This window comes from Pseudomonas sp. 10C3, assembly GCF_036346185.1.
In the GTDB taxonomy this organism is placed as follows: domain Bacteria; phylum Pseudomonadota; class Gammaproteobacteria; order Pseudomonadales; family Pseudomonadaceae; genus Aquipseudomonas.
On the sequence record NZ_JASJVE010000007.1, the window covers coordinates 135,551 to 161,294 of the forward strand.

At 57.0% G+C, this 25,744-nt stretch carries 22 protein-coding genes; 19 read left to right on the top strand and 3 right to left on the bottom strand.

Annotation, left to right across the window (positions count from 1 at the left end; all coding sequences use genetic code 11):
• Position 1: 1 nt before the first annotated feature.
• The 6 genes from QN399_RS08675 to QN399_RS08700 all read left to right on the top strand — a co-directional run bounded on the left by QN399_RS08675 (position 2) and on the right by QN399_RS08700 (position 5,387).
• A complete protein-coding gene (locus tag QN399_RS08675) occupies positions 2 to 727 on the top strand; it encodes an SDR family oxidoreductase (RefSeq protein WP_330200832.1) in 726 nt (241 codons plus the stop codon).
• Between the two features lie 26 nt (positions 728 to 753).
• A complete protein-coding gene (locus QN399_RS08680) occupies positions 754 to 1,878 on the top strand; it encodes a hypothetical protein (RefSeq protein WP_322178319.1) in 1,125 nt (374 codons plus the stop codon).
• 26 nt (positions 1,879 to 1,904) lie between these two features.
• Complete coding sequence (locus QN399_RS08685; RefSeq protein WP_322178320.1) at positions 1,905 to 2,729, top strand: class I SAM-dependent methyltransferase; 825 nt, start codon at positions 1,905 to 1,907, stop codon at positions 2,727 to 2,729.
• Between the two features lie 47 nt (positions 2,730 to 2,776).
• Positions 2,777 to 3,985 carry an MFS transporter gene (locus QN399_RS08690; protein ID WP_322178321.1) on the top strand — a complete coding sequence of 403 codons (1,209 nt, stop codon included), beginning with the start codon at positions 2,777 to 2,779 and terminating at the stop codon, positions 3,983 to 3,985.
• A gap of 42 nt (positions 3,986 to 4,027) precedes the next feature.
• The gene (gene cysC, locus QN399_RS08695; protein ID WP_322178322.1) at positions 4,028 to 4,639 is read left to right on the top strand and encodes an adenylyl-sulfate kinase; all 612 of its coding nucleotides are present in this window, start codon (positions 4,028 to 4,030) and stop codon (positions 4,637 to 4,639) included.
• Positions 4,640 to 4,739: 100 nt separating this feature from the next.
• Positions 4,740 to 5,387 (top strand): ABATE domain-containing protein, encoded by a 648-nt coding sequence (locus QN399_RS08700; RefSeq protein ID WP_330200833.1) that lies wholly within the window; start codon positions 4,740 to 4,742, stop codon positions 5,385 to 5,387.
• 51 nt (positions 5,388 to 5,438) lie between these two features.
• Here the strand turns inward: QN399_RS08700 and QN399_RS08705 are convergent, their stop codons facing one another.
• The 3 genes from QN399_RS08705 to QN399_RS08715 form a co-directional block, all read right to left on the bottom strand.
• Positions 5,439 to 5,945: a DUF4142 domain-containing protein gene (locus QN399_RS08705; protein WP_322178324.1), complete on the bottom strand. Its 507-nt coding sequence runs from the start codon at positions 5,943 to 5,945 to the stop codon at positions 5,439 to 5,441.
• 187 nt (positions 5,946 to 6,132) lie between these two features.
• Entirely contained in the window at positions 6,133 to 7,452 is a 1,320-nt protein-coding gene (locus tag QN399_RS08710; protein WP_322217145.1) for a PAS domain-containing methyl-accepting chemotaxis protein, read from the bottom strand.
• A 244-nt stretch (positions 7,453 to 7,696) separates the two neighbouring features.
• Positions 7,697 to 8,605, bottom strand: coding sequence for a MurR/RpiR family transcriptional regulator (locus QN399_RS08715; RefSeq protein WP_322217142.1), 909 nt, complete (start codon positions 8,603 to 8,605; stop codon positions 7,697 to 7,699).
• Positions 8,606 to 8,892: 287 nt separating this feature from the next.
• Between QN399_RS08715 and iolC the strand changes: the two genes are divergently transcribed.
• From iolC to QN399_RS08780, 13 genes are all read left to right on the top strand, one after another.
• A complete protein-coding gene (gene iolC, locus QN399_RS08720) occupies positions 8,893 to 10,830 on the top strand; it encodes a 5-dehydro-2-deoxygluconokinase (protein WP_330200834.1) in 1,938 nt (645 codons plus the stop codon).
• A gap of 52 nt (positions 10,831 to 10,882) precedes the next feature.
• Positions 10,883 to 11,818 (top strand): myo-inosose-2 dehydratase, encoded by a 936-nt coding sequence (iolE, locus tag QN399_RS08725; protein WP_322178328.1) that lies wholly within the window; start codon positions 10,883 to 10,885, stop codon positions 11,816 to 11,818.
• Positions 11,815 to 12,624 carry a 5-deoxy-glucuronate isomerase gene (gene iolB, locus QN399_RS08730; RefSeq protein ID WP_322178329.1) on the top strand — a complete coding sequence of 270 codons (810 nt, stop codon included), beginning with the start codon at positions 11,815 to 11,817 and terminating at the stop codon, positions 12,622 to 12,624. Before iolE ends, iolB begins: the two co-directional genes overlap by 4 nt.
• Positions 12,625 to 12,667: 43 nt before the next feature.
• Positions 12,668 to 14,170 (top strand): CoA-acylating methylmalonate-semialdehyde dehydrogenase, encoded by a 1,503-nt coding sequence (locus QN399_RS08735; RefSeq protein WP_330200835.1) that lies wholly within the window; start codon positions 12,668 to 12,670, stop codon positions 14,168 to 14,170.
• Between the two features lie 36 nt (positions 14,171 to 14,206).
• A complete protein-coding gene (locus tag QN399_RS08740; RefSeq protein WP_322217136.1) occupies positions 14,207 to 15,019 on the top strand; it encodes a TIM barrel protein in 813 nt (270 codons plus the stop codon).
• Between the two features lie 59 nt (positions 15,020 to 15,078).
• On the top strand, positions 15,079 to 17,016 hold the full coding sequence (gene iolD / locus QN399_RS08745; RefSeq protein WP_322178332.1) for a 3D-(3,5/4)-trihydroxycyclohexane-1,2-dione acylhydrolase (decyclizing): 1,938 nt from the start codon (positions 15,079 to 15,081) through the stop codon (positions 17,014 to 17,016).
• A 43-nt stretch (positions 17,017 to 17,059) separates the two neighbouring features.
• Entirely contained in the window at positions 17,060 to 18,070 is a 1,011-nt protein-coding gene (locus QN399_RS08750; RefSeq protein ID WP_322178333.1) for a Gfo/Idh/MocA family oxidoreductase, read from the top strand.
• A 147-nt stretch (positions 18,071 to 18,217) separates the two neighbouring features.
• Positions 18,218 to 19,243: a Gfo/Idh/MocA family oxidoreductase gene (locus QN399_RS08755; RefSeq protein WP_330200836.1), complete on the top strand. Its 1,026-nt coding sequence runs from the start codon at positions 18,218 to 18,220 to the stop codon at positions 19,241 to 19,243.
• A 134-nt stretch (positions 19,244 to 19,377) separates the two neighbouring features.
• Entirely contained in the window at positions 19,378 to 20,304 is a 927-nt protein-coding gene (locus QN399_RS08760; RefSeq protein ID WP_322178335.1) for a sugar ABC transporter substrate-binding protein, read from the top strand.
• A gap of 53 nt (positions 20,305 to 20,357) precedes the next feature.
• Positions 20,358 to 21,929 carry a sugar ABC transporter ATP-binding protein gene (locus tag QN399_RS08765; protein WP_330200837.1) on the top strand — a complete coding sequence of 524 codons (1,572 nt, stop codon included), beginning with the start codon at positions 20,358 to 20,360 and terminating at the stop codon, positions 21,927 to 21,929.
• 41 nt (positions 21,930 to 21,970) lie between these two features.
• On the top strand, positions 21,971 to 22,993 hold the full coding sequence (locus QN399_RS08770) for an ABC transporter permease (protein WP_322178337.1): 1,023 nt from the start codon (positions 21,971 to 21,973) through the stop codon (positions 22,991 to 22,993).
• Between the two features lie 266 nt (positions 22,994 to 23,259).
• On the top strand, positions 23,260 to 23,664 hold the full coding sequence (locus QN399_RS08775) for a TraR/DksA C4-type zinc finger protein (protein WP_219061387.1): 405 nt from the start codon (positions 23,260 to 23,262) through the stop codon (positions 23,662 to 23,664).
• A gap of 191 nt (positions 23,665 to 23,855) precedes the next feature.
• Entirely contained in the window at positions 23,856 to 25,493 is a 1,638-nt protein-coding gene (locus tag QN399_RS08780; protein WP_322178338.1) for a methyl-accepting chemotaxis protein, read from the top strand.
• Positions 25,494 to 25,744 lie beyond the last annotated feature (251 nt).

Genomic DNA, 25,744 nt, shown 5'->3' on the forward strand with positions numbered 1-25,744 from the left:
GATGAAAAAGGTAGTGATCACCGGTGCCGCTAATGGCATTGGCAAAGCGACGGTCAAGGCATGCATTACCGAAGGTTTCTACGTGATTGCCGCAGACAAGGACCGGGGCGGGCTTGAATGCCTGGCTGCGGAAGTCGGGTGTGAGCAGCTGGAGATTCAGTTCGCGGATTTTTCCAAATTCTCCACGATCAAATCGTTCATTCCTGGTTTGTATAAGAAGCACACGTCGCTGTACGCGCTGATCAATAACGCGGGGCTGTATCACGGCAAAAGTGTTTATCACTATACCGATAGCGAAATCGACGAAATCTGGACTGTCAATCTTAAAGCTCTGGTGTACCTGTCCAAAGACTTTGCAGAAGGGGAAATGGAATCCAAAGCATTTCGCAGTATCGTCAACATCACTTCGGTGGCGGGAGAGGTCGGCAGTTGTGATGCGTTATACGGTGCTACCAAAGCAGGGGTGATCGGCTTGACCAAAGCCAACGCCTGGAACTTCGCTCCTTACATCCGGGTGAATGCCGTCTCGCCGGCCCTTGTTCGCGAAACGGCAATTCACGCCATGATTCCCGATTACCGACGAGAAGAATACGAGCGCCAAGAGGTGATCAAAGACCCGATCACTCCCGCTGGCGTGGCCGATGTGATCGTTTTTTTGCTGTCAGAAAAAAGCCGGCACCTGACCGGGAAAATCGTTGCTGTGGATAACGGCGCCTACCCTCGATAGCGAATAAAAAACAACAGGAGACGGCCATGCACAGGAAAAAATTACTCATCGTCGGGGGTGGCAATTTGTGTCTGCAGATCCTGCAGATTCTGGCCCCGCGTGACACGTTTCACGTTTACGTTGCTAGCCGGAATCTGGAGAAAACCACGGGGTTGTGCAACCTGATACGTCTCGGTGCATTGCAACTGGGCGTGGTCAGTTCAATCACTCCCATCGAGATGGATCTGTGCGATATCTCCAGGACGGCCGCATCCATCGCTCAGATCAGGCCCGATATCATCGTCAACTGCGCGACCTTGCAGTCATGGCGAATAATCACCGAGCTGCCCACGCCTTTTTTCGTTGCCTTGGATCAAGCGCAGTTTGGCCCCTGGCTACCGATGCACCTCGTGCCCGCATACGACTTGATGCGTGCGGTGAAACAGTCCTGTGTCAGGTCAGTGACCATCAATGCTGCGTTTCCCGATGCGGTCAACGTCGTGCTGGACAAGGTCGGCATGGCACCCGATGTCGGCATAGGCAATGTAGCCAATCTTGTCCCGGCGATACGTTCAGCGATCGCCAAACTCGACGAGTGCACCGCGGATCAGGTCCAGGTCAAACTCATCGCACAGCATTACTTTAGTCATTACGTGCCCCGCGGTGGTTTGCCGAGTGAGGCCAACTACACGTTGTCCTACCGCATCAAGGGTGTCGACCAGACGGGGAAATTCCAGGATGCCGAGATTTTCCGGTGTGTCCGTACGGACTTTCGGCGCTTGGGAGGGGTAGCGGGACAGTTTCTGACAGCAGCCTCGGCGGTCACGGTAATCAGCAATATTCTCTCCACTGACGAAGTGGAAGCACACGCGCCCGGCCCAAACGGCCTGCCGGGTGGTTATCCAGTGAGAATTGGCCTGGGTCGGGTGCAGCTTTCACTGCCCCGCGGTGTTTCCCGGGCTGACGCCATTGAGATCAACCGAAGCTGTCAACGCCAAGACGGTATCGAATCGATAAAAGCCGACGCCAGTGTGACGTTCGAGTCGGAACAGATGGCCGTTATGGAGACGCTGCTGGGCTTCTCCATGCCCAAAATGGAACTTCACGATGCACGCCAGTGGTCCGTCGAGCTGGCACACAAATACAAAGCCTACGCTGATAGAGCCTGGTAACCGCCCCCCTTGAAAGGAATCAAGCCATGTCCACGTTTACCGTGACAGATGATGATGCTGCCAGCACTAACGCTCCCGACGCCAAAGCCAAAGCAGGTTCCGGCGCCTATCCCGACGCCGATTATGCTCATCAATACGACGATGACTTTGTCAGTCGCTGGGACGAGTTGATCGATTGGCAAAAGCGATCCGAAGGTGAGGGCACTTTTTTCATCGATCTGCTGCGCAAGGCGGGTGCTTTCAAGGTGTTGGATGTCTCCACGGGCAGCGGTTTTCACGCGGTGCAGTTGCGCAAGGCGGGGTTTCATGTGGTGGCCTGTGACGGCAGCCCGACGATGGTCAAGCGCGCTGAAGTCAATTTTCGTCGGCATGGTTTGAGTATTCCTATTCGCCAATCCGATTGGCTGGAGCTGGACAGCGAGGTCCTGGGTAAATTCGATGCCGTGGTCTGTCTGGGTAGCTCGCTGTGTCACGTGTTCGATGACACGGCGCGACATCAGGTGCTTCAGCGTTTCAGAAGTCTATTGAACCCGGGTGGTTTGCTGATCATTGATCAGCGCAACTTTCAGGCTATACGGGCTGGTAAGTTCAAGACGTCTGGTCGGTATTACTACTGCGGTAAAACCGCTCATGTGAGCGTCGGCGAGGTGAACGACCATGTTTGCGAGTTCGTGTACACCTTCAGTGATAGCGCCACTTTCCGGTTGCGGGTTTACCCCATTCTTCCCCAGCAACTGAGCGATGAAATAGCGCAGGCAGCGTTCAGTCAGCCCCGATCCTACGGTGATTTCAAACCGATTTACGATGCCATGAACAGCGATTTCATTGTTCATACGGCCATCGCGCTGTAACAGGCATTCAATCGTCGGCAGAACATCAACTTCGAGAGGAAAGATCAATGACAACCTACGCGATAGATGCACGGGCTCCGGGCGTCAATGGGGTCGTTCTGGCAATCGTGCTGACAGGTTTTGTCGCCAGCACTTATGGTTTTGGCGTGTACCTGTTCGCCAGTCTGGTGGTCGATATGCGCCGTGACCTGGGGTTCGGCTATACCGCCGTGGGCCTGATAACCGGGGGCGCGCAGGTAGGGTTTTTGAGCTTTTCGGTTCTGACCAGCTACCTCGGGAGATTTTTCCAGGGGTGGAAAATAAGCCTCTATTCGACCCTCGTCACAGCCCTGTCGCTATTGGGTCTGGCCATGAGCAACAACATCTGGTTGTCGGGTGCGTTGTTGATACTGCTCGGCGGCTGTTCAGCATCGGCCTATATCCCGCTGGCAGAGATCGTGACCAAAAGCTTCTCGGCCAACAAGCGCGCGCGCGTCATGGGGCTGATTTCCAGTGGCACCAGTTACGGGGTGTTCATTAACGGTTTGCTGGTCAGCTCACTCACCTTGCAGGGTGGTTGGCGAAATATCTGGCTGACCGCTGGCCTGGTGTCCTTGGGGTTATGCGTCCTGGCTTACTTCTTACTGCGCAACACGCCATCACCGGCCATTCCGTCGAGTAAGGAATCGGTTGTCGAGCCGAGCGATCAGGAATGGCTGAGCGGCCCCCTCTATTTGATGTGGCTGGTTGCTTTTCTCAATGGCCTGACTCTGCTGCCCTTTCAAACCTACCTGGCCCCGTTCATGCGCGAGGAACTCGGCATCTCCGCCTCCACCGCAGGCCTGGTCTGGTCGACTATTGGAGCGGTGGGTATGGCGGCCGGCTTTCTGGTGGGCTGGATCGCTGATCGAATCGGCGCTCGTCTGGCGTTGATCCTGTGTTTCACCAGCGCCTGTGTGGCGAGCCTCTGCGTCTATCACTTCAACAGTGAGGGCTATTTTTATGTTGCCGGCTTTCTTTTTGCCCTGGCGTTCTATCCGGTTTTCGGCCTGGTGCCTACGTATATCGGCCAGATCGTGGGTGTCAGTCGTCTGACCCAAGCGTTCGGGATCGCCAATGTGCTGATTGGACTAGGCGGGGTGTGCGGCAACTTTCTGGGTGGGGTTTGCAAAGATGTACTGGGCTCGTTCGCCCCCCTTTACATGTTCATTTCAATATTTCTGTTGGTGCAACTGGTGGTGGTCGCCATGCTGCCTAACGTGCGCCAAAGCGACTGATCCATTACCAATGATTGGCCTCTAAACCAGGGACGGTGCTTCATGAAAACTCAGTGCGTGGGCTCGACTTCGACGTTTAACTTTTTTTCTTCCACCGTTAGCGAGCCTGACATTACCGACTTCAAACAGGCCTCCGTTGTCGTGTGGTTAACCGGCTTGTCGGCTTCAGGAAAGTCGACTATTGCCGGTGCGTTGTACAGCGTGCTGCAGTCCGCCGGTTGCCCCTCTTGCGTTCTCGACGGTGATTCGCTCAGGACCGGTCTGTGCAAAGATTTGGGATTTACCCTGGATGACCGCGCTGAGAATATTCGTCGTGTTGCCGAAGTTGCTGCACTCATGGTCAATGCGGGATTAATGGTGATTGTGGCGCTGATCTCACCGACCTCGGTCTCACGTCATCACGCTCGCTCGATCATTGGCAATGATCGATTCGTCGAAGTGTTTGTCGATGCGCCCTTGAGCGTGGTCGAGGCGCGGGACCCTAAAGGGCTGTATCGCAAAGCCAGGAACGGGCAACTCCGTGACTTCACAGGGATCGACTCCCCTTATGAGGCGCCGGTATGCCCTGAACTGTATATACCGTCTGATTGTGTGACCGTCGAGGAGGCAGTGGATATCATCGTGTCATGGATGTGCACGCGTCTGCGGGGCTGACCGAACCGTTCGGCATCACATTGGAACGCCCCGTCTAAAATAATTGGCAAGCCGTTTTTCTCTGTCATTATTGTTTTTTAAACAGTGACAGGAGTTCGCCATGCCTCTTCGTCTTATGAGCATACATTCGCTTCGCTTGGTGGGGGGTATGGCGGTGCTGGATTTTTTAAACAGTTGCAATGGCCGCCGACCAGGAACGTCATTGGGCGAAGTTGCCGAAAGCTTGTTGACCCTGGAGGACGTCATTTATTGGTTTCAGCATGCGAACTTGATCAGTACGGCTGAACGCGACCATCTTCTGGCATTGATCCCGGCTTCGTCTTATCAGCAGAACAATGCTTATCAGCAGATGATCGCGTTTCGCGAACAGCTATATGGGTTATTTTTCCCTATTGCCGAGGGGCACCGGATAACTCCCGCAGCCCTTGATTCCCTTAATAAAGCCTTGGTGGATGCAGCGCCTTACCGTCAATTGGCGTTGGTGGAGGGCGCTACGACATGGGTGTGGTGTCGTAGCCACACGCTGGAAGAAGTGATAGCAAGCCTGATCGGTCGCTTGGCGGTGCAGGCAGCCTCATTATTAACATCTCCAGAGTTGGCCCGGCTCAAGCTCTGTTCAACCCTTGCCTGCGACTGGCTGTTTCTCGATACCTCGAAAAATGGTCGTCGACGCTGGTGCCAGATGAGTATCTGCGGCAGTCGAGAGAAGGCGAAAAGGGCTTCGACCACGTATGAGCCTGTTGAGTAGGGCCATGTGGAGTGCTTGGTTTGCCTGTGAGGCGCGTGCAGCGGGTTGAGTTCACTCGTTGTATTTAGCCTGGAGCTGTTTCGCCATTTTCAGGTGCTCCTGCAACGTGATTAATGTCTCTTTGGCGAAGGCAGTGAGTGCTGGCGTCTGCGATGTTCTTACTTCATCTTCAAACAACTGGATGATGGCCTCATGCGCCTTCACCTGGTTGCTGACGTAGGCGTTGTCGAACGACGCACCGCGGTACTGAAGAATCATGTTCTTGGTGCGATCCATCAGCTCGGTTTCGCGCGCCAACGGTACCTTCAATGCTTTAGCGACGGTGGCCAGTTTCTGGTTGGCGTCGGTGTGGTCCTTAATCATCAGTTGAGCAAAGTTTTTCACATCCTCGGATTGGCTTTTTTCCAGCGCCAGTTGGCTGGTCTGGATTACTGCCATGCTTTTGGCCGAGGCATGGTCAACAAAGACCGCCGGGTAAGCCGCATAGGCAGGCGCGCAGGCCATACCGAACAACAGAGCAAAACCGGTCACTCGAAGGATAGAAGAATAGCGCTTCATGCTTGAGTACCTCAGACGGATAAACAACAAGGCTCGGTAAGGCTAACCGATCACGCGCTATGAATGCGTGCTGCGGCGAGGTCTTGGCACCTCACAAAGGGTTTGAAGTCATGGACCCTAAAAGGTTTAACGAATGAGATAAGCAACCGATGAGCGGAGCTGTTCAGTGGTGCTGAAGCGCTTGTTTTCAGCGCGCCACATCCTGATGAGCAAACATCCTCACCGCATCCACGGCATGGCTTGTACCGTCGCTGATTTGCACAATGACCGAGCCGGCCTGATCCGCCAGTTCCACACCTTTGGCTGCGGTGGCCCGTGTATTGTTCATGCTGTCTATGGCCAACTGGGTTTCGCTCTGGATCACCTGAATCATGTCTGATATTTCTGCGGTGGAGCGACTGGTACGCCCTGCCAGTTGCCGGACTTCGTCGGCAACCACTGCGAATCCTCGACCCTGATCTCCAGCCCGAGCGGCTTCAATGGCTGCATTGAGGGCCAGCAAATTGGTTTGGTCGGCGATGCTGCGGATGGTGTTGACGATGGCGCTGATCTGGTCCGAGCGTTCACCCAACTGGGTGATGATCCGGGAGGAATTTTCGATATTCAGGGATATCTGGCGCATCTCACTGGCGGCCTGCTGAATCACTTGTGAGCCTTGCTCGGTGACTTTTTGTGTCTCGACCGAAATGTGAAATGCCTGCGCGGCGCTACGCGCATCCTGTTCATGTTGTTCGACGCGTGCGGTGATATCGGTGGCGAATTTGACCACCTTCCACAGTTTGCCGCTGGCGTCGTATACCGGGTTGTAACTGGCCTCCATCCAGAGGGTCTGGCCGCGCCTGCCAACCCGCTTGAACTGGCCACTGAAAAACTCACCCGTGTTCAAGCATCGCCAGAAATTCGCGTACTCATCACTGTTGATCAGTTCGGGCGGGCACAGCATTCGGTGATGCTGGCCTAGCAGTTCAGTCAGGGTGTAGCCCACCAGTTTCAGAAAGTTTCCATTGGCGGCGAGAATGCGTCCATCCAGATCGAACTCGATCACTGCCATGGAGCGGTCGATGGCCTGAAGCTTGTTTCGCGCCTCAGCTTCCAATTGGACTTTCTGAGTGACGTCCAGGGCATATTTAACGACTTTCACCACCTTGCCCGTGGCGTCCTTGACCGGGTTATAACTGGCTTCGAGCCAGACAGGTTGCCCATCGCCTGCGACGCGGCGAAAAGTCGAGGACACGAAATCCCCCGCCCGCAGACGTGACCACAGCTGCGTGTATTCGTCGCTGTGACCGTACTCGTAAGTGCAGAACAATCGGTGTTCTTTACCGATCACACTCTCTCGTCGATAACGCAGGGTATTGAGAAAGTTGTCGTTGGCGCTGAGCACGGTGCCGTTCAAGTCGAACTCGATGACCGCCATGGAGCGGTCGATGGCCTGCAGCAGACTGGCTTGCTGGGCAATGATTTGCTGCAAGTCATGTATAGCTTTTTTACGTGAGGAAAATAGCATGCTGCACCTGGCTCAGGAAAAAGGCATGGGTAAAAGCGCCTGGTCCGTAGCCAATGTGGCGAACAGAAGCCCTCTTACATGGGGTTATGCTAGAAGGCCATCATACGTATTTTGGTCTAAAAAGCTGTAATTAGTTGTACGAAATTTTATTTTTGTACAGCTTGTGGTCATTTGAATTGCATGCTGTTGTTTTGGAGGGGTCGTGAATAAAGTGCGCCCTGAACCTGTCGGCCGTTGCTCGAGCCTAATCCTCAAACCCTACCTGCTCATGTATCTGATCGACTTTCAACTCCAGCCGATAAGCCACGGCGATGAACAACGCCTGGCACAAGCACAGCGTTGCGCTCAGGGAGCGAAAGGCGAAGGAGCTGCCTTCGTTGACCAGCAGTATTGCGTTGGCGCGTTTGGCCAGAGGGGAGAGGTTGCTGTCGGTGATGATCAGGGTCTTGGCTTGATTGTGCTGGGCAATACGCAGGCAGTGTTGGGTTTCTTTGCCATAGGGGGTGAAGCTGATGGCGATGACCAGGTCGTTGGCGCGCACGCTGCGCATTTGCTCGCGATAGCTGCCGCCCAGGCCTGAGATCAGGTGGATGCGCTTGTTGGTGTGCTGCAGGTTGTACACCAAGTAATCGGCGACCGCGAAGGACCGACGCACACCAACCACATAGATATTGTCGGCGTTGACCACCAGATCAACCGCTTTATCGAAGGCTTCATCATCCAGTTCTGCGCCCAGACGCTCCAGCCCGGACAGCGTGGCATTCACACAGTCACGTGCCAGGTCGCCGCCGCTGGCTTTCTGTGACTTGTTGGCGATCATGCTGCGGATGCGCTGCTGGTAGTTCTGAACCGGAGTGGTCTTGTGGGTATAGGCCTCGCGAAACAGCGCCTGCATTTCGCTGAAGCCACTGAAACCGAACCGCTGGGAAAACCGCACGATGGCCGACGGATGCACTTCGCATTCGCGGGCGATATCGCTGATGCGGTCGACCATGATTCGGTCGCTTTGCTGGCTCATGTAGGTCGCAATGCGCTTGAGCTGACGCGGCAAGTTTTCGTATTCAGTGGTGATCAGCTTGAGCAGACCTTCGGCGTTCGCTGGAGGCGTGTCGGCGCTGTTTTCGGGCAAGGCGTGCTGATCAGTGCTGGGCATACGATTCAATCCTTCTGGCTTGCTCTTATAAGGCATTGCGCGCCGAAAGAACCGGCTCTGTGCCCCTGACAATAGACTGTGCAGTTTACAGGGGTTGTGAGTTATATCCTCGTCTGTTTAGCACGAAGTGCCATTACACTAACGCATATTGGAAAAAACATTCTAAATATAAAATTTATAGAATAAATATTGATCGGCGTCGACAGACGTTCTAGTCTGCACCCACCAAGAGCGTTTCGCGCAACCTCGGCGCGCAACGCAGGCTGATAAAAATAACAGGAGCCAGCATGGGCCAGACTCGTTTTGCCAGTGGGCGTCAACTGGATCTGATTTGCCTCGGACGCCTCGGCGTCGATCTTTACGCGCAGCAGGTCGGTGCACGGTTGGAAGATGTCAGCAGTTTTGCCAAATACCTCGGTGGCTCGTCGGCGAACATCGCATTCGGTACGGCTCGTTTGGGGCTCAAATCCGCCATGCTCAGCCGGGTCGGCGACGACCATATGGGCCGCTTCCTTCTCGAGTCACTGGTCCGGGAAGGGTGTGACGTCAGCGGGGTCAAGGTCGATCCGGAACGCTTGACCGCCCTGGTTCTGCTGGGTCTCAAGGACCGCGAAACCTTTCCTTTGGTGTTCTATCGCGAAAACTGCGCAGACATGGCGCTGCGCAGCGAGGACATCAGTGAAACGCTGATTGCTTCCAGTAAAGCGCTGTTGATCACCGGCACCCATTTCTCCACCGATCAGGTATTCAAGGCCAGCAGCGAGGCACTTGATTACGCCGAAAAACACAACGTCAAACGCATCCTCGATATCGACTACCGCCCGGTGTTGTGGGGTTTGGCAAGCAAAGCCGATGGCGAAACCCGGTTCGTCGCTGATCAAAAGGTCAGCCGGCATGTGCGGCGAATTCTGCCGCGCTTCGACCTGATCGTCGGTACCGAAGAAGAGTTTTTGATGGCTGGCGGTTGCAGCGACCTGCTCAGTGCGTTGCGCACGGTGCGTGGACTGACTGCCGCGACACTGGTGGTCAAGCTCGGCCCGCAAGGCTGTACGGTGATTCACGGGGTCATTCCGGCCTGCCTCGAAGATGGCGCGATCTACCCCGGCGTGCGGGTTGAAGTACTGAACGTTCTGGGGGCTGGCGACGCTTTCATGTCGGGTTATCTGAGTGGTTGGCTGAACGATGCCAGCGACGAGCGTTGCTGCCAGTTGGCCAATGCCTGCGGTGGTCTGGTGGTGTCCCGGCATGCCTGCGCACCCGCCATGCCGACCCCGGCGGAACTTGATTATCTGTTCAACAGCCCGGTGCCGATTACTCGCCCGGACCAGGACCCGATGCTGCAGCGCCTGCATCAAGTCAGCGTGCCGCGTAAACAATGGAAGCAGCTGTTTATCTTTGCCTTCGATCATCGTGGGCAACTGGTGGAACTGGCCCAGAAGGCGGGTCGTGACCTGAGCAGCATCAGTCAGCTCAAACAGCTATTTATTCAGGCAGTGGAGCGGGTCGAAATTGATTTGAAACAGCGGGGCATCGACGCCGATGTCGGGGTGTTGGCTGATCAGCGTTTTGGGCAGGATTCACTAAACGCCGCTACCGGTCGAGGCTGGTGGGTCGCCCGCCCAGTGGAGGTGCAGGGCTCACGGCCGCTGATGTTCGAACATGGTCGCTCCATCGGCAGCAATCTGCTGAGCTGGCCTCAGGAACACATCATCAAGTGCCTGGTGCAATTTCATCCCGATGACGAGCCGCTGTTGCGTCTGGAGCAAGAGGCACAGCTCATGGGGCTGTACCAGGCCGCACACGTCAGCGGGCATGAGCTGCTACTGGAAATAATTCCGCCCAAAGATCACCCGTCCCGCCATCCCGATGTGCTCTATCGCGCGCTGAAACGCCTGTACAACCTAGGCATTTTCCCCGCCTGGTGGAAGATCGAAGCGCAGACCGCCGAGGTCTGGCAGCAACTCGATGAGTTGATCCGTGAGCGTGATCCTTATTGCCGAGGAGTGGTGTTGCTGGGCTTGAACGCGCCTGTCGAAGCATTGGCAAATGGCTTCAAGCAAGCTCGCCACAGCAGTAGTTGCCGGGGTTTTGCCGTGGGGCGGACGATCTTTCAGGCGCCGAGTCGGGCCTGGATGGCTGGCGAAATCGATGACGCGACCTTGATCAGCCGCGTGCAAAGCACCTTCGTGTTCTTAATCGAGTCCTGGCGTGAGGCTCGTACCTGACGTCGCCGCTGTGATTTGAAACCTGTCCGTTGAAAACAAAAAAGGTGCAGCCATGCCCGTTTCCGCGCTCTCTCCCACCGGCCCTTCAGCGATCCGGATTGGCATCAACCCGATCTCCTGGAGCAACGATGACCTGCCAGCCCTCGGTGGCGAAACACCTTTAAGCACGGCCCTCAGCGAAGGCAAGGAGATCGGCTACGAAGGCTTCGAACTCAACGGCAAGTTCCCCAAGGACGCCAAGGGTGTCGGCGATGTACTGCGTCCTTACGATCTGGCACTGGTGTCCGGTTGGTATTCCAGCCGTCTGGCCCGACGTTCTGTTGCGGAGGAAATCGAGGCCATTGCCGGTCATGTTCAGTTGCTCGCCGAAAACGGCGCCAACGTTTTAGTGTACGGCGAGGTCGCCGACTCGATTCAAGGCCAGCGCATCCCGCTGGTTGAACGGCCGCGCTTTCACAGCGATCAGGCCTGGCAGGAATACGCCGACAAACTCACCGAGTTGGCACGTTTCACCCTGTCCCAAGGTGTACGCCTGGCCTATCACCACCACATGGGTGCCTACGTCGAATCGCCGCAGGACATCGATAAATTGATGGCCTTGACCGGCAATGAAGTCGGGCTGTTGTTCGATTCGGGTCATTGCTATATGGGCGGAGGCGAGCCGTTGCAGGTGCTGACAACACACCTCCAGCGCATCTGCCATGTGCACTTCAAGGACGTGCGCAAGCCGGTCGTGCAACTGGCGCGCAACAACCTGTGGAGCTTCCCCGACTGCATCATCAACGGCACATTCACCGTGCCGGGGGATGGCGATATCGACTTCGCAGCGTTGCTCGACGTGCTGTTGGCTGCGGACTACAGCGGCTGGCTGGTGGTCGAGGCGGAGCAGGATCCGGCTGTCGCGCCGAGTTACGCCTACGCAAAAAAAGGCTACGAAACGTTGCGCGGTCTGCTGACCCATGCTCAGAAAAGGAGCGCCGGACAATGAGCCTGTTGGTCAAAAGCAAGCCTGAAGGCCGCACCCTGGTCGAACTCGGTGCTGGAGTTTTGGAGTACGTGGGCTTCGCCGCCTATCGTCTGACGGTCGGCGAAAGTCTGCCAGTCAGTGCCGGGGACAAAGAACTGTGTCTGGTCCTGCTCAGCGGGCGGGTTAGCATCAAGGGTGAGGCGCCGGGGCAGGGTGGTTTTCAGTGGGAAAACATCGGAGATCGCAAGTCGGTCTTCGAAGATAAATCGCCGTTCGCGGTGTACCTGCCGCCCCATAGCCAAGCCCAAATAACCGCGCTCAGCGCTGTGCAGGTCGCGGTCTGCGCAGCCCCTGGCGATGTCACGAAAAATCTGTCTGCGCGCTTGATCACTCCCGGCAGCATGAAACGCAGCACGCGGGGCAAGGCGGCCAATACCCGTTATGTCTGCGACATCCTTCCCGATACTGAGCCAGCGCATTCATTGCTGGTGGTGGAAGTGCGCACACCGTCCGGGCATTCGTCGAGTTATCCACCGCACAAACACGATCAGGACGACCTGCCGCACGAAAGTTTTCTGGAAGAAACCTATTACCACCAGATCAACCCACCTCAGGGTTTCGTGTTCCAGCGCGTGTACACCGATGATCGCAGCCTTGATCAGTCGATGGCCGTGGAAAACAACGATCTGGTGACCGTGCCCAAGGGCTATCACCCGGTCAGTGTGCCGTATGGCTACGAGTCCTATTACCTGAACGTAATGGCCGGGCCGAAGCGCGCCTGGCAATTTCATAACGATCCCCAGCACAGCTGGCTGCTGGATCTTTGATTCTGTTTTTTTAGTGTTTGAATTGAGTGCGAGGAGCAGCGGCATGAGCGAGTCCCCGGTTATCGGCCATTACATCAATGGCAAGGTGCAAGAAGGCGCCAGCGAGCGCTACAGCAACGTGTTCAATCCGGCGACCGGCAGCGTGCAGGCACGGGTCGCGCTGGCAACCTTGAAAACCGTAGACGAGGCCGTCGCTGCTGCGCTGGCGGCGTTCCCGGCCTGGGCCGATCAGTCGTCCCTGCGCCGTGCGCGGGTGATGTTCAAGTTCAAGGAGCTGCTCGATCAGCACCACGACGAGCTGGCGGAAATCATTAGCCGCGAACATGGCAAGGTGTTCTCCGACGCCAAGGGCGAAGTGACGCGCGGGATCGAAATCGTCGAGTTCGCCTGCGGTGCGCCGAGCCTGTTGAAAACCGACTTCAGTGACAACATCGGTGGCGGCATCGACAACTGGAACCTGCGTCAGCCACTCGGCGTTTGTGCCGGGGTCACACCGTTCAACTTTCCGGTGATGGTGCCGCTGTGGATGATTCCCATGGCGCTGGTTACCGGCAACGCTTTCATTCTAAAACCTTCCGAACGCGATCCGTCGGCCAGCCTGTTGATGGCGCGATTGCTCACCGAAGCGGGTCTGCCTGATGGTGTGTTCAACGTGGTGCAGGGCGACAAGGTGGCGGTTGACGGCTTGCTGCAACACCCGGACATCGAGGCGATTTCTTTCGTCGGCTCGACGCCGATTGCCGAGTACATCTACCAACAAGGGACTTCCCGGGGCAAGCGTGTACAAGCCTTGGGCGGGGCCAAGAACCACATGATCGTTATGCCTGACGCCGACCTGGACCAAGCGGCCGACGCACTGATCGGCGCGGCTTACGGTTCGGCGGGCGAGCGCTGCATGGCGATTTCCATTGCGGTGGCGGTGGGTGATGTGGGTGATCGTCTGATTGAAAAGCTGCTGCCACGTATTGATCAGCTCAAGGTCGGCAACGGCATGCAGAGCGACATCGACATGGGCCCGCTGGTGACCGACGTGCACAAGGCCAAGGTCGAGGACTTCATTGATCAGGGTGTGGCGCAGGGCGCGCAACTGCTCGTCGATGGACGCCACTTCACGGTGCCGGGCGCCGAACAGGGCTTTTTTGTCGGCGCCACACTGTTCGATAACGTCACGCCTGAAATGAGCATCTATAAAGAAGAAATTTTCGGTCCGGTGCTCGGCATCGTCCGCGTAGCAGATTTCGCCAGCGCGGTGGCGCTGATCAATGCCCATGAATTTGGCAACGGCGTGTCGTGCTTCACCCGTGACGGCGGCATTGCTCGCGCATTCGCCCGCACGATCAAGGTTGGCATGGTCGGTATCAATGTGCCTATCCCCGTGCCCATGGCCTGGCATTCGTTTGGCGGCTGGAAGCGCTCGCTGTTCGGCGATCACCACGCCTATGGCGAAGAAGGCATGCGTTTCTATAGCCGCTACAAAAGCGTAATGCAGCGCTGGCCCGACAGCATCGCCAACGGCCCCGAATTCAGTATGCCGACCGCTAAATAAATCGTGTGCGCGTGGACATTTTGGAGAACAAGAACAATGAACCATCCCCTGCGTTTTGCCTTGAACCGTATGGTTGCCCCACGCTTGTCACTGGCGGATTTCGTTGCGCTGGCAGTGACCTTGAAAGCCGATGCCATTGAAATTCGCAATGACCTTAAAGGCATCGAGATCGAGGACGGAACTGCTCCACAGACCGTCCGCGATCTGTGCGCCGCACAGGGTATTCGCGTGTTGTCGATCAATGCCCTTTACCCCTTCGATGTGTGGAATGACCAACGCCGTGCCCAGGCACTGAAGCTGGCGGCCTATGCCCGTGAGTGTGGGGCCGAAGCAGTGGTGCTCTGCCCGTCGAACGACCGCGCCGATCAGCGCAACGCTGCTGAGCGCGCTGCGGGTTTGCGCACGGCGTTGAGCGCACTGGCGCCGATCCTGCGCGAGTACGGCATTCTTGGGTTCGTCGAACCGCTGGGTTTTGAAGAGTGTTCGTTGCGCCGCAAGCGTCAAGCGGTGGATGCGATCAAGGCGGTCGGCGGGCTGGATGTGTTTCGTCTGGTACACGACACCTTTCACCACCATCTGGCGGGTGAACAAGAATTTTTTGCCGACTTGACCGGACTGGTGCACATCTCAGGGGTCGAAGATGACGCAGTGCCGCTGGCGAGCATTCGTGACGGGCATCGGGTGCTGGTCGGCGAGGCGGACATTCTCGGCAACGCCGCCCAGATCGAGCGTTTGCTCGGAGACGGTTATGCCGGGCATTTGTCCTTCGAACCGTTCGCCAACAGCGTGCATGAACTGACCGACATCCAGCAGGCGGTCTCGGCGAGCATGGCTTACTTGCAGCGGTGATTGTGCTGACCTCATCGCAGGCAAGCCTGCTCCCACAGTAGATCGCGAGGGAATCAAGCATGAAGACCACACGTTTAACCATGGCCCAGGCGCTGGTGAAGTTTCTTGATAACCAGTACGTCGAAGTCGACGGGGTTCAGAGTAAATTCGTCGCCGGGATTTTCACCATCTTTGGGCACGGCAATGTGCTGGGCATCGGCCAGGCGTTAGAGCAGGATAGCGGCCAGTTGATCGTCCATCAGGGCCGCAATGAACAGGGCATGTGCCACGCAGCCATTGGTTTCGCCAAACAGAACCTGCGGCGCAAGATCTACGCGTGTTCGTCATCGGTGGGGCCGGGGGCAGCGAACATGCTGACTGCGGCCGCCACGGCTACCGCCAATCGCATCCCGCTGCTGCTGTTGCCGGGCGATGTCTACGCCAGCCGTCAGCCAGACCCGGTGCTGCAACAGATTGAGCAGTTTCACGATCTGAGCATCAGCACCAATGATGCGTTCAAGGCAGTGAGCAAATATTGGGACCGGATCAACCGTCCCGAGCAATTGATGAGCGCGGCGCTCAATGCTATGCGCGTGCTGACTGATCCTGCTGAAACCGGCGCCGTCACCCTCGCGCTGCCTCAGGATGTACAGGCCGAAGCCTATGACTACCCTGACAGCTTCCTGCAAAAGCGTGTGCACCGCATCGACCGTCGCCCGGCCAGCGATGCCATGCTCGGCGATGCATTGGCGTTGCTCAAAGGCAAACGTAAACCGTTGCTGGTGTGCGGCGGCGGGGTGCGTTACTCCGGTGCGGCCGAGGCGTTGCAGGCGTTTGCCGAACGCTTTGATATTCCGTTCGCCGAAACCCAGGCCGGCAAAAGCGCCATCGTCTCGGCGCATAGGCTGAACCTCGGTGGCTTGGGCGAGACCGGTTCGTTGGCCGCCAACCTGTTGGCCAAGGAGGCTGACGTGATCATCGGCGTGGGCACCCGTTACAGCGATTTCACCACCGCATCCAAATGGTTGTTCCAGAATCCCGAGGTGCAGTTCCTCAACCTCAACGTCAGTGCGTTTGATGCGCAGAAACTGGATGGGGTGCAGGTGCTGGCCGACGCCAAAGTGGCACTGGAGGCGCTGACCGAAGCGCTGGAACAAAGCGGCTATCGCTCGGCCTGGGGTGACCAGCCACAACAGGCGCGGGCGCAGTTGGAGGCCGAAGTGAACCGTCTCTACGCGGTCGAATACCAGACTCAAGATTTCGTCCCGGAAATCAACGACCATCTCGACCCTGCGGTGTTGCGCGAATTTATCGAGCTGACCGGGTCTTGCCTGACCCAAAGTCGGGTGCTGGGCGTGCTGAATCAGAACCTGCCCAGCGACGCGGTGATCGTTGCTGCGGCGGGCAGTTTGCCAGGGGATCTGCAACGGGCGTGGCGCAGCACCGGGGTTAACACCTACCACGTCGAATACGGCTATTCGTGCATGGGCTACGAGGTCAATGCCGCGTTGGGGGTCAAGCTGGCCGAGCCCCAGCGAGAGGTCTATGCACTGGTCGGCGACGGCTCTTACATGATGCTGCACTCCGAGCTGGCCACGTCGATTCAGGAGCGACGCAAGGTCAACGTCATCCTGCTCGACAATATGACCTTCGGCTGCATCAACAACCTGCAAATGGAACACGGGATGGACAGCTTTGGCACCGAATTCCGTTTCCGTAACCCGGAAACCGGCAAGCTCGATGGCGAATTCGTGCCTGTGGATTTCGCCATGAGCGCTGCGGCCTACGGCTGCAAGACCTACAAGGTGAATACCCTTTCTGAGCTGGAAGCGGCACTGATCGATGCGCAGAAACAAACCGTGTCGACGCTGATTGATATCAAGGTCCTGCCCAAGACCATGATCCACAAATACCTGTCCTGGTGGCGGGTGGGGGTGGCCGAAGTGTCGACCAAAGGCTCGACGGCCCAGGTCTTCGAAAAGCTGAATAAAGAGTTGGCGAAAGCCCGCAAATACTGAGAACCCCTCCAGCGACCTGAAACACATCCAAGAGAGTACTGACATGGCATTGAAATTAGGCGTAATCGGCACCGGGGCAATCGGCCAGGACCATATCCGGCGCTGCAGCCAGACCCTGCTGGGCAGTCAGGTCGTGGCCCTGACCGATATCAATCTGGAACAGGCCGCCAAGGTCGCCCGCGACCTGAACCTGACTGCCGAGGTATATGCCGACGGGCACACACTGATCCAGTCGCCGGAAGTCGAAGCGGTGCTGGTCACCTCCTGGGGGCCGAGCCATGAAGCGTTTGTGCTGGCAGCGATTGCCGCTGGCAAGCCGGTATTCTGCGAGAAGCCACTGGCGGTGACCGCTGAGGGCTGTCGGCGGATCGTCGAGGCCGAAATCGCCCACGGCAAACGACTGGTTCAGGTTGGCTTCATGCGCCCTTACGATGAAGGCTATCGCGCCCTCAAAGCAGTGATCGACAGTGGCCAGATCGGCGAACCCTTGATGCTGCACTGTGCTCACCGCAACCCGACTGTCGGCGAGAATTACAAGACGGACATGGCAATCACCGACACCTTGATCCATGAGATCGACGTGCTGCGCTGGTTGCTCAATGATGACTATGTGTCAGTGCAGGTGGTGTTCCCACGCAAGTCTGGCAAGGCCTTCGCTCACCTTAAGGACCCGCAGATCGTTCTGCTGGAAACCGCCAAAGGCACACGCATTGATGTCGAAGTGTTCGTTAATTGCCAATACGGTTATGACATCCAGTGCGAAGTCGTGGGTGAAACCGGGATCGCCCGATTGCCGGAGCCTTCGCAAGTGCAACTGCGTAGCGGGGCGAAGCTCTCCACCTCGATCTTGATGGACTGGAAGGACCGCTTCATCGCCGCCTATGACGTCGAATTGCAGGCGTTTATCGATGGCGTACAGGCAGGCCAGGTCGGGGGGCCGTCAGCTTGGGATGGCTATGCGGCGGCGGTCACCGCTGATGCGTGCATCGAAGCGCAGAGCAGCGGTGCTATCGTCCCGGTGAGCTTGCCGGAGCGCCCTGCTTTTTATGCCTGATAGAAGGCTTTCGCGAATGAATCGGCACGCACGGAAGGAAATTCAATCTTCTGTAGGAGCAATCGGGACGCGCAGTCTTATCCGCGAAGACGTTGGTACAAACCCCCAGAAATTTGAATTTGAAACACCAGACAACAGGAGTGCCCGATGCGCATTGGATTAGTGGGATATGGCAAGGGTGGGCGCTATTTTCACGCGCCTTTGATCGCCAGTTTGCCCGGTGCGACGTTTGTCGGCGTGGTTACCCGTTCGCCAGGGCGTCGTCGGGAACTGACGCAGGATCACCCAAAAGTGGTGGCGTTCGACAGCCTCGCCGATCTGGTCTCCGCGGGGGTCGATGCCGTGGTGATTTCCACGCCATTGGCATCGCGCAAGGCGCTGATCCTTGAGGCTATTGAACTGGGCGTGGCGGTGGTCAGCGACAAACCCTTTGTCAGCGATGCCACGCAGGCTTGCGAATTGGTCCTGGCCGCCGAGGAGAAAGGCGTGTTGCTTAGCGTTTATCAGAACCGACGTTGGGATTCCGACTTCCTTACGGTGCGCAAACTGATCGACAACGGCGTGTTGGGCGAAATCAGCCGATTCGAATCCAGGGTCGAACGTTACTCGCCTAAATCGGTGGGCAAGGTGAGTGGTGGTGGGATGCTGCGTGATCTGGGTAGCCATCTGGTGGACCAGGCGCTGTTGTTGTTTGGGCCGGTATCACGGGTCTATGCCGAGCTGGATTTCGCCACCCGGGACACACCGCTCGATCATGCTTTTTTTGTTTCTCTAACCCATGCCAGTGGTGTGGTTTCGCACCTGTGGGGCAGCTGTTTGCAGAACTGCCCTGGGCCGCGCTTCCGGGTCAGTGGATCAGCAGGCTGTTACAGCGTCGAAGGTCTGGACGGGCAGGAAGCGGCCTTGCTGGCCGGTCTGTCACCCAAAAGTGAAGGCGACAGCTGGGGCGTCGAGGAGCATCGACGCTGGGGGTGGTTCGAGCAAGGCGAGCAGCGCGAGCGCATCCCCTCCGAGCGCGGTTGCTGGGACGCGTTTTATCGCCAGCTACAGGACGCAGTTGGGGGCAGGGGGGCAAACCCGGTCGATCCGCGTGATGCGGTGGCGTCGGCAGTAGTGCTGGATGCAGCCCGTTTAAGTGCTGAACAGGGGAGGGTGGTGGATCTATCGGTTTGATAGTCCGGTTACTTCTGCAGTTAAAATAAAAATAGAAAAATATTCTAAAATTAATTGATATAGAAATTATTTTCCAATAGAGTCGTTTCCAGGTTATCCATAAAACAAAAGCAACAGTTGGAGACAGACCGATCATGAAGACCAGGATTCGCTTCACCTCTCTTGCCTTGGCGCTGATGCTCAGTAGCGGGGCCGCTTTGGCCGATCTGAAAATTGGCGTGAGCATGTCGCAGTTCGACGATACCTGGCTAACCTACTTGCGCGAGTCAATGGACAAGAAAGCCAGGTCCATGCCAGGCGGCGTCAACTTGCAATTCGAAGACGCCCGCAGCGATGTGGTCAAGCAGTTGAGTCAGGTCGAGAACTTCATCAGCCAAAAAGTCGACGCGATTGTGGTCAACCCGGTGGACACCGCCGCCACCCAAAAAATTACCGCCGCCGCGGTCAAGGCCGGTATCCCGCTGGTTTATGTCAACCGCAGACCCGATGATCTGAACCTGCCCAAGGGCGTGGTCACGGTTGCCTCCAATGACCAAGAGGCCGGTCAGATGCAGATGCAGTACCTGGCCGACAAGATGGGGGGCAAAGGCAATATTGTGATCCTGCTGGGGGATCTGGCGAACAACTCTACTCAGAACCGCACCAAAGGCGTTAAAGAAGTGCTCGCCAACTACCCGGACATCAAAATTACCCAAGAGCAGACCGGCACGTGGCTGCGCCAGAAGGGCATGGACCTGACCAACGACTGGATTACTCAGGGCAAAAAGTTCGATGCGGTTGTCGCCAACAATGACGAAATGGCGATTGGCGCTTCCATGGCACTCAAACAGGCTGGCGTTGAACAGGGTTCGGTCTTGATCGCAGGTATCGACGGCGCGCCTGATGGCTTGCACGCGGTGAAGAAAGGGACGCTGACCATGTCGGTGTTCCAGGATGCCAAGGGCCAGGCCGATGGCTCGATCGACACCGCGGTGAAAATGGCCAGGCACGAACCCGTGGAACACGCTGTCTGGGTACCCTATCGCTTGATCACCCCGGAAAATGTCGATTCGTTCAAATAGCAGCTCTTTTTCTTCTTCCCAAAAATAATAATGTCGCTTGAGGAGCCTGTCACATGTTCGCTTCAGCTACTGCTTCGAGTACCGCCAGGACCGATCGATCGGCTGGCGCTGCTGCGACCGATACTGCCGATGTGCCCTATCTGTTGGAAATCATCAACGTCAGCAAAAGCTTCCCCGGCGTGTTGGCCCTGTCCAATGTGCAACTGCGTGTGCGCCCCGGTTCGGTGTTGGCGTTGATGGGCGAGAACGGAGCCGGTAAATCCACCTTGATGAAGATCATCGCCGGGATCTACCAGCCCGACGACGGCGAGCTGCGCCTGCGTGGCAACCCCGTCAGTTTCGACACACCGCTGGCCGCGTTGCAGGCCGGGATCGCGATGATCCATCAGGAACTCAACTTGATGCCGCACATGAGCATCGCCGAAAACATCTGGATCGGCCGTGAGCAGCTCAATGGCCTGCGCATGATCGATCACCGGGAGATGTTCCGCTGTACCGCCGTATTGCTAGAGCGTTTGCGCATCAACCTCGATCCGGAGGAGTTGGTGGGCAATCTGTGCATCGCCGAGAGGCAGATGGTGGAGATCGCCAAGGCGGTGTCCTACGACTCCGACATTCTGATAATGGACGAGCCGACGTCGGCTATTACCGACAAGGAAGTCGCCCACCTGTTCTCGATCATTGCCGACCTCAAGGCGCAGGGTAAGGGCATCATCTATATCACCCATAAAATGAACGAGGTCTTCAGCATTGCCGATGAAGTGGCGGTGTTTCGCGATGGCGCCTATATCGGCCTGCAGCGTGCTGACAGCATGGATGGTGACAGCCTGATTTCCATGATGGTCGGTCGTGAACTGACCCAGTTGTTTCCGGTACGTGAAAAACCGATTGGCGACCTGCTGATGTCAGTGCGCGATCTGCGTCTGGATGGGGTATTCCAGGGTGTTTCGTTTGATCTGCACGCGGGCGAAATTATGGGAATCGCCGGGCTGATGGGGTCCGGGCGGACCAATATCGCAGAAACCATTTTTGGTATTACCCCCAGTGACGGTGGTGATATTCAGCTTGACGGGGTCAGCGTACGTATCAGTGATCCGCACCTGGCCATCGAAAAAGGCTTCGGCCTGTTGACCGAGGATCGCAAGCTCAGCGGCCTGTTCCCCTGTCTGTCAGTGCTGGAAAACATGGAAATGGCGGTGTTGCCGCACTATGCCGGCGGGGGGTTTATCCAGCAAAAAGCCCTGCGCACCTTGTGCGAAGACATGTGCAAGAAACTGCGGGTGAAAACTCCGTCGCTGGAGCAGTGCATCGACACCTTATCGGGTGGCAACCAGCAAAAGGCCCTGCTTGCACGCTGGCTGATGACCAATCCACGGGTGCTGATCCTTGATGAGCCGACCCGTGGCATCGATGTCGGCGCCAAGGTGGAGATCTATCGATTGATTTCCTATCTGGCCAGCGAAGGCATGGCGGTGATCATGATTTCCTCGGAGTTGCCCGAAGTTCTGGGTATGAGTGACCGGGTCATGGTCATGCATGAGGGCGAGATGATGGGCGTACTCGACCGCAGCGAGGCGACCCAGGAGCGAGTGATGCACCTCGCCTCTGGCCATTCTGTTCACTAGCGGGCCGGTCAGCACACAGCAGAACATGAGGATTAACCGCAATGAACGCGATTCTGGACAATAAACCCACCGTAGCGGCGGTCAAATCGAAGCGGCGCTTGCCCACCGAATTGAGCATTTTTCTGGTGCTGATCGGTATCGGCCTGGTCTTTGAGGTGTTTGGCTGGATCGTTCGCGATCAGAGTTTTCTCTTTAACTCTCAGCGTCTGGTGTTGATGATCCTGCAAGTGTCGATCATTGGCTTGCTGGCCATCGGCGTGACTCAGGTCATCATTACCACTGGTATCGATTTGTCCTCGGGTTCGGTTCTGGCGCTGTCGGCAATGATCGCCGCCAGTCTGGCGCAAACCTCGGACTTTGCCCGAGCCGTGTTTCCATCGCTCACCGATTTGCCGGTGTGGATCCCGGTGATAGCGGGTCTGGGGGTGGGGCTGCTGGCTGGGGCGATCAACGGCAGTATCATTGCCCTCAGCGGGATTCCGCCGTTCATTGCGACCCTGGGCATGATGGTGTCGGCTCGCGGTGTGGCGCGCTTCTACACGTCAGGCCAGCCGGTGAGCATGCTGTCAGATCCGTACACCTCCATCGGTCAGGGGGCGATGCCGGTCATCATTTTCCTGGTAGTCGCGGTGATTTTCCACATCGCCCTGCGCTATACCAAATACGGCAAATATACCTACGCTATCGGCGGCAACATGCAGGCGGCGCGAACGTCGGGGATCAACGTCAAACGGCACTTGATCATCGTCTACAGCATCGCGGGCTTGTTGGCTGGGCTGGCGGGGGTGGTGGCTTCGGCGCGTGCGGCAACGGGGCAGGCCGGTATGGGCATGTCTTACGAGCTGGACGCAATCGCTGCTGCGGTGATCGGCGGCACCAGCCTGGCCGGTGGCGTGGGGCGCATCACCGGGACCGTGATCGGTGCCTTGATCCTGGGGGTCATGGCCAGCGGATTCACGTTCGTCGGCGTCGACGCTTACATCCAAGACATCATCAAGGGAATGATCATCGTGGTCGCCGTGGTGATCGACCAATACCGCAACAAACGCAAAATAAAGCGCTGAGTCAGTACTGGCGAACGGGGCGCAGTGGTGTGTCAGGTACAGTGCTTTCGCCGACGAACGGGCCCTTCTGGGCCCTTTTCTGTTGCCTTACGCGACTAGTTGAGCAAATCCGCGTCAATTATGTTGCTGAGTCAACACGCCGGCCTTAGACTGCCGCCCCTCATAAATTGAGTGTCAGGTGGCCCTTGGAGACGATGGCGCTTTTTCGGCAACGCTGAACCGCTCCTTAATTCGCCTTAATGCACGTATTTTTTATAGAGAAATCAATGACAAAGGACAAGTTGCTGGCGATGCCGGCCGATGACTACATGAATGCCGAGCAGCATGCTTTCTTCGTCGAGCTGCTGCAAGGCATGAAAGTCGAGATCCACGCGCGAATCGAGCAGAGTCGTATTGCTATCGAAAGCCTGGACACGCCTTCCGATCCTGCTGATGCGGCGTCGGTCGAAGAAGAGCGTCACTGGTTGGTCAACGTGATCGATCGTGATCAGCGCATGCTTCCGCAGCTGGAAATGGCCCTTGAACGAATTGGCAACGACAGCTTTGGCTGGTGCGAAGACAGCGGCGAGGCGATTGGCCTCAAGCGCCTGCTGATTAGCCCTACCACTAAGTACTGCATCGAAGCTCAAGAACGTCACGAGCAAATCGACAAGCACCAACGTCAGGCCTGATCGATTCTGGCGTTTGCTTTATAGGGGCATTCAAATGCCCCGGTAGAGTTGCGCCTGTTGTTCTATCCGTCTGAGCACGTCTTCATCCGTTCAATATTACCTGTCGATCTAGCACTAACGACTCATGGCTAATGGTTGTTGTCTGGCGTTTAATGCAGACAAATAACGATAAGTACAGGTGGGTGATAAGCATGGCTGGAGACGGATTTCTCGTAGGGACGCTTGCGTCGCAGGCTCAGTCCCCTGAACTGACCCCCCTCAAAAAAACACGCTGGCTCGCACCGTTATTGCAGAGTCTGGCGCTGTGCCTGTTGTTGCTGGCGATGGCCTTCAGCGGTTTGTCGGTCTACGTGTGCTTGCCAGTGGCAGTATTACTGATCTGGCTGCCGCGCTTGCTGACCCGTGAGCCTACTTCGGTCGTGGCTCAGAACAGCGGCACTGATATCGCCCAATTGACCCGCGACTTGTCCCGCACCACCAGCCATAACGCGCTCTCTGCGGCAGGCGTGGCCTTTTCCGTACGCCAGTTGGCGGCCAGGATTCAGTCGCAGCTCGATGCCGCTGAGCAGATCGTCAGCAGCGCCGATGTGATGATCACTACCGAGCAGGCGACCTCCCAGCTCAGCCAGCAAGCGCTCACGGCGGCCAGCGAGGCCAGACAGAGCAGTGATGCCGGGCGCACCGTACTGGCGGAATCCATCACCCGCATGCACCAACTGAGCAAACGTGCCATTGGCAGCCGTGAACTGATTGAAGCCCTCAGCCAGCGCAGCGAAGAAATTCAGCGTGTCACTCTGGTTATTCAGTCGATTGCCAGTCAGACCAACCTGCTGGCGCTCAATGCTGCCATCGAAGCTGCCCGTGCCGGCGAGCACGGGCGTGGCTTTGCCGTGGTCGCTGACGAGGTGCGCGGTCTGGCCGGTCGCACCGCCAGTGCCACCGAGGAAGTCGGGCAGATGGTGGCTGATATTCAGCAGCGCACCGGACAAGTGGTGGAGCAAATCCGACAGCTGTCCACTGATCTGGACAGCGGCGTGGAGCAGGTCGAACACACCGGCAAGCATTTGGAAAACATCGCTCGCCTGGCGGCCGGGGTAGAAGCGCAAGTCAACGGGATTGCTGCGGGTGCACAGAACAATCAGGAGCAGCTGAGCGGTTTGTTTACCGCGGTCGAGCAAATGCGCAGTGATTTGGCGATCAGTGATGAGCAGACTCGACAACTGGCCAGCGCCGCGGTGCAGATGGAGGGGCAGGCAGAGAGCATCAGTGAGCGCCTGGCCCAGGTAGGGCTGGACGATTATCACCAGCGTATCTATGACCTTGCCCGCGAAGGTGCCCGCCAGATTTCTGCGCAATTCGAAGCGGATATCGAGCAGAACCGCATCAGCCTCGAGGACCTGTTCGATCGCAGTTATCAATTGATTCCCAAGACGTCGCCGAGCAAGTTCCAGACGCGATTTGATCGTTACACCGATCAGGTGCTGCCGTCGATCCTGGAGCCGATCTTGCCGAGCCATGAGGGCCTGGTCTTCGCCATTGCCTGTACGCAGCAAGGCTACGTGCCGACGCATAACAAGGTCTTCAGTCAGCCGTTGACCGGCGACATCAAGCTCGACACGGTGCAGAACCGCACCAAGCGCAAGTTCGATGACCGCACGGGTATTCGTTGTGGCAGCCATCAACAGCCGGTACTGCTGCAAACTTACACCCGCGATACCGGCGAACTGATGCACGACCTGTCAGTGCCGATCATGGTCAAGGGGCGCCATTGGGGTGGCCTGCGCCTGGGCTACAAACCCGAAGGTCTACCGCAACCCAAACGCGGGTAAAACCTTTCCGAGTACTCCGGCGATTCCACCTCCCAAAGGCCAGGAATCGCCTTCGAAATACGTCTGCCGTTGATGACGGGTCTTTGATGGTTTCATTCAAGTGAATGCAGTCGTTTATGTCGCTTAATGGGCTCTATTAGTCTTCGTTGTAAGACTTATTAGTTAATAGACTCTCTAACTTCTCTGTGGTGTGTGGGACGATTCTGAAATCGTCCTGAGTGCCTTGACGTCTGTGTATGGCTGAGCAAGCT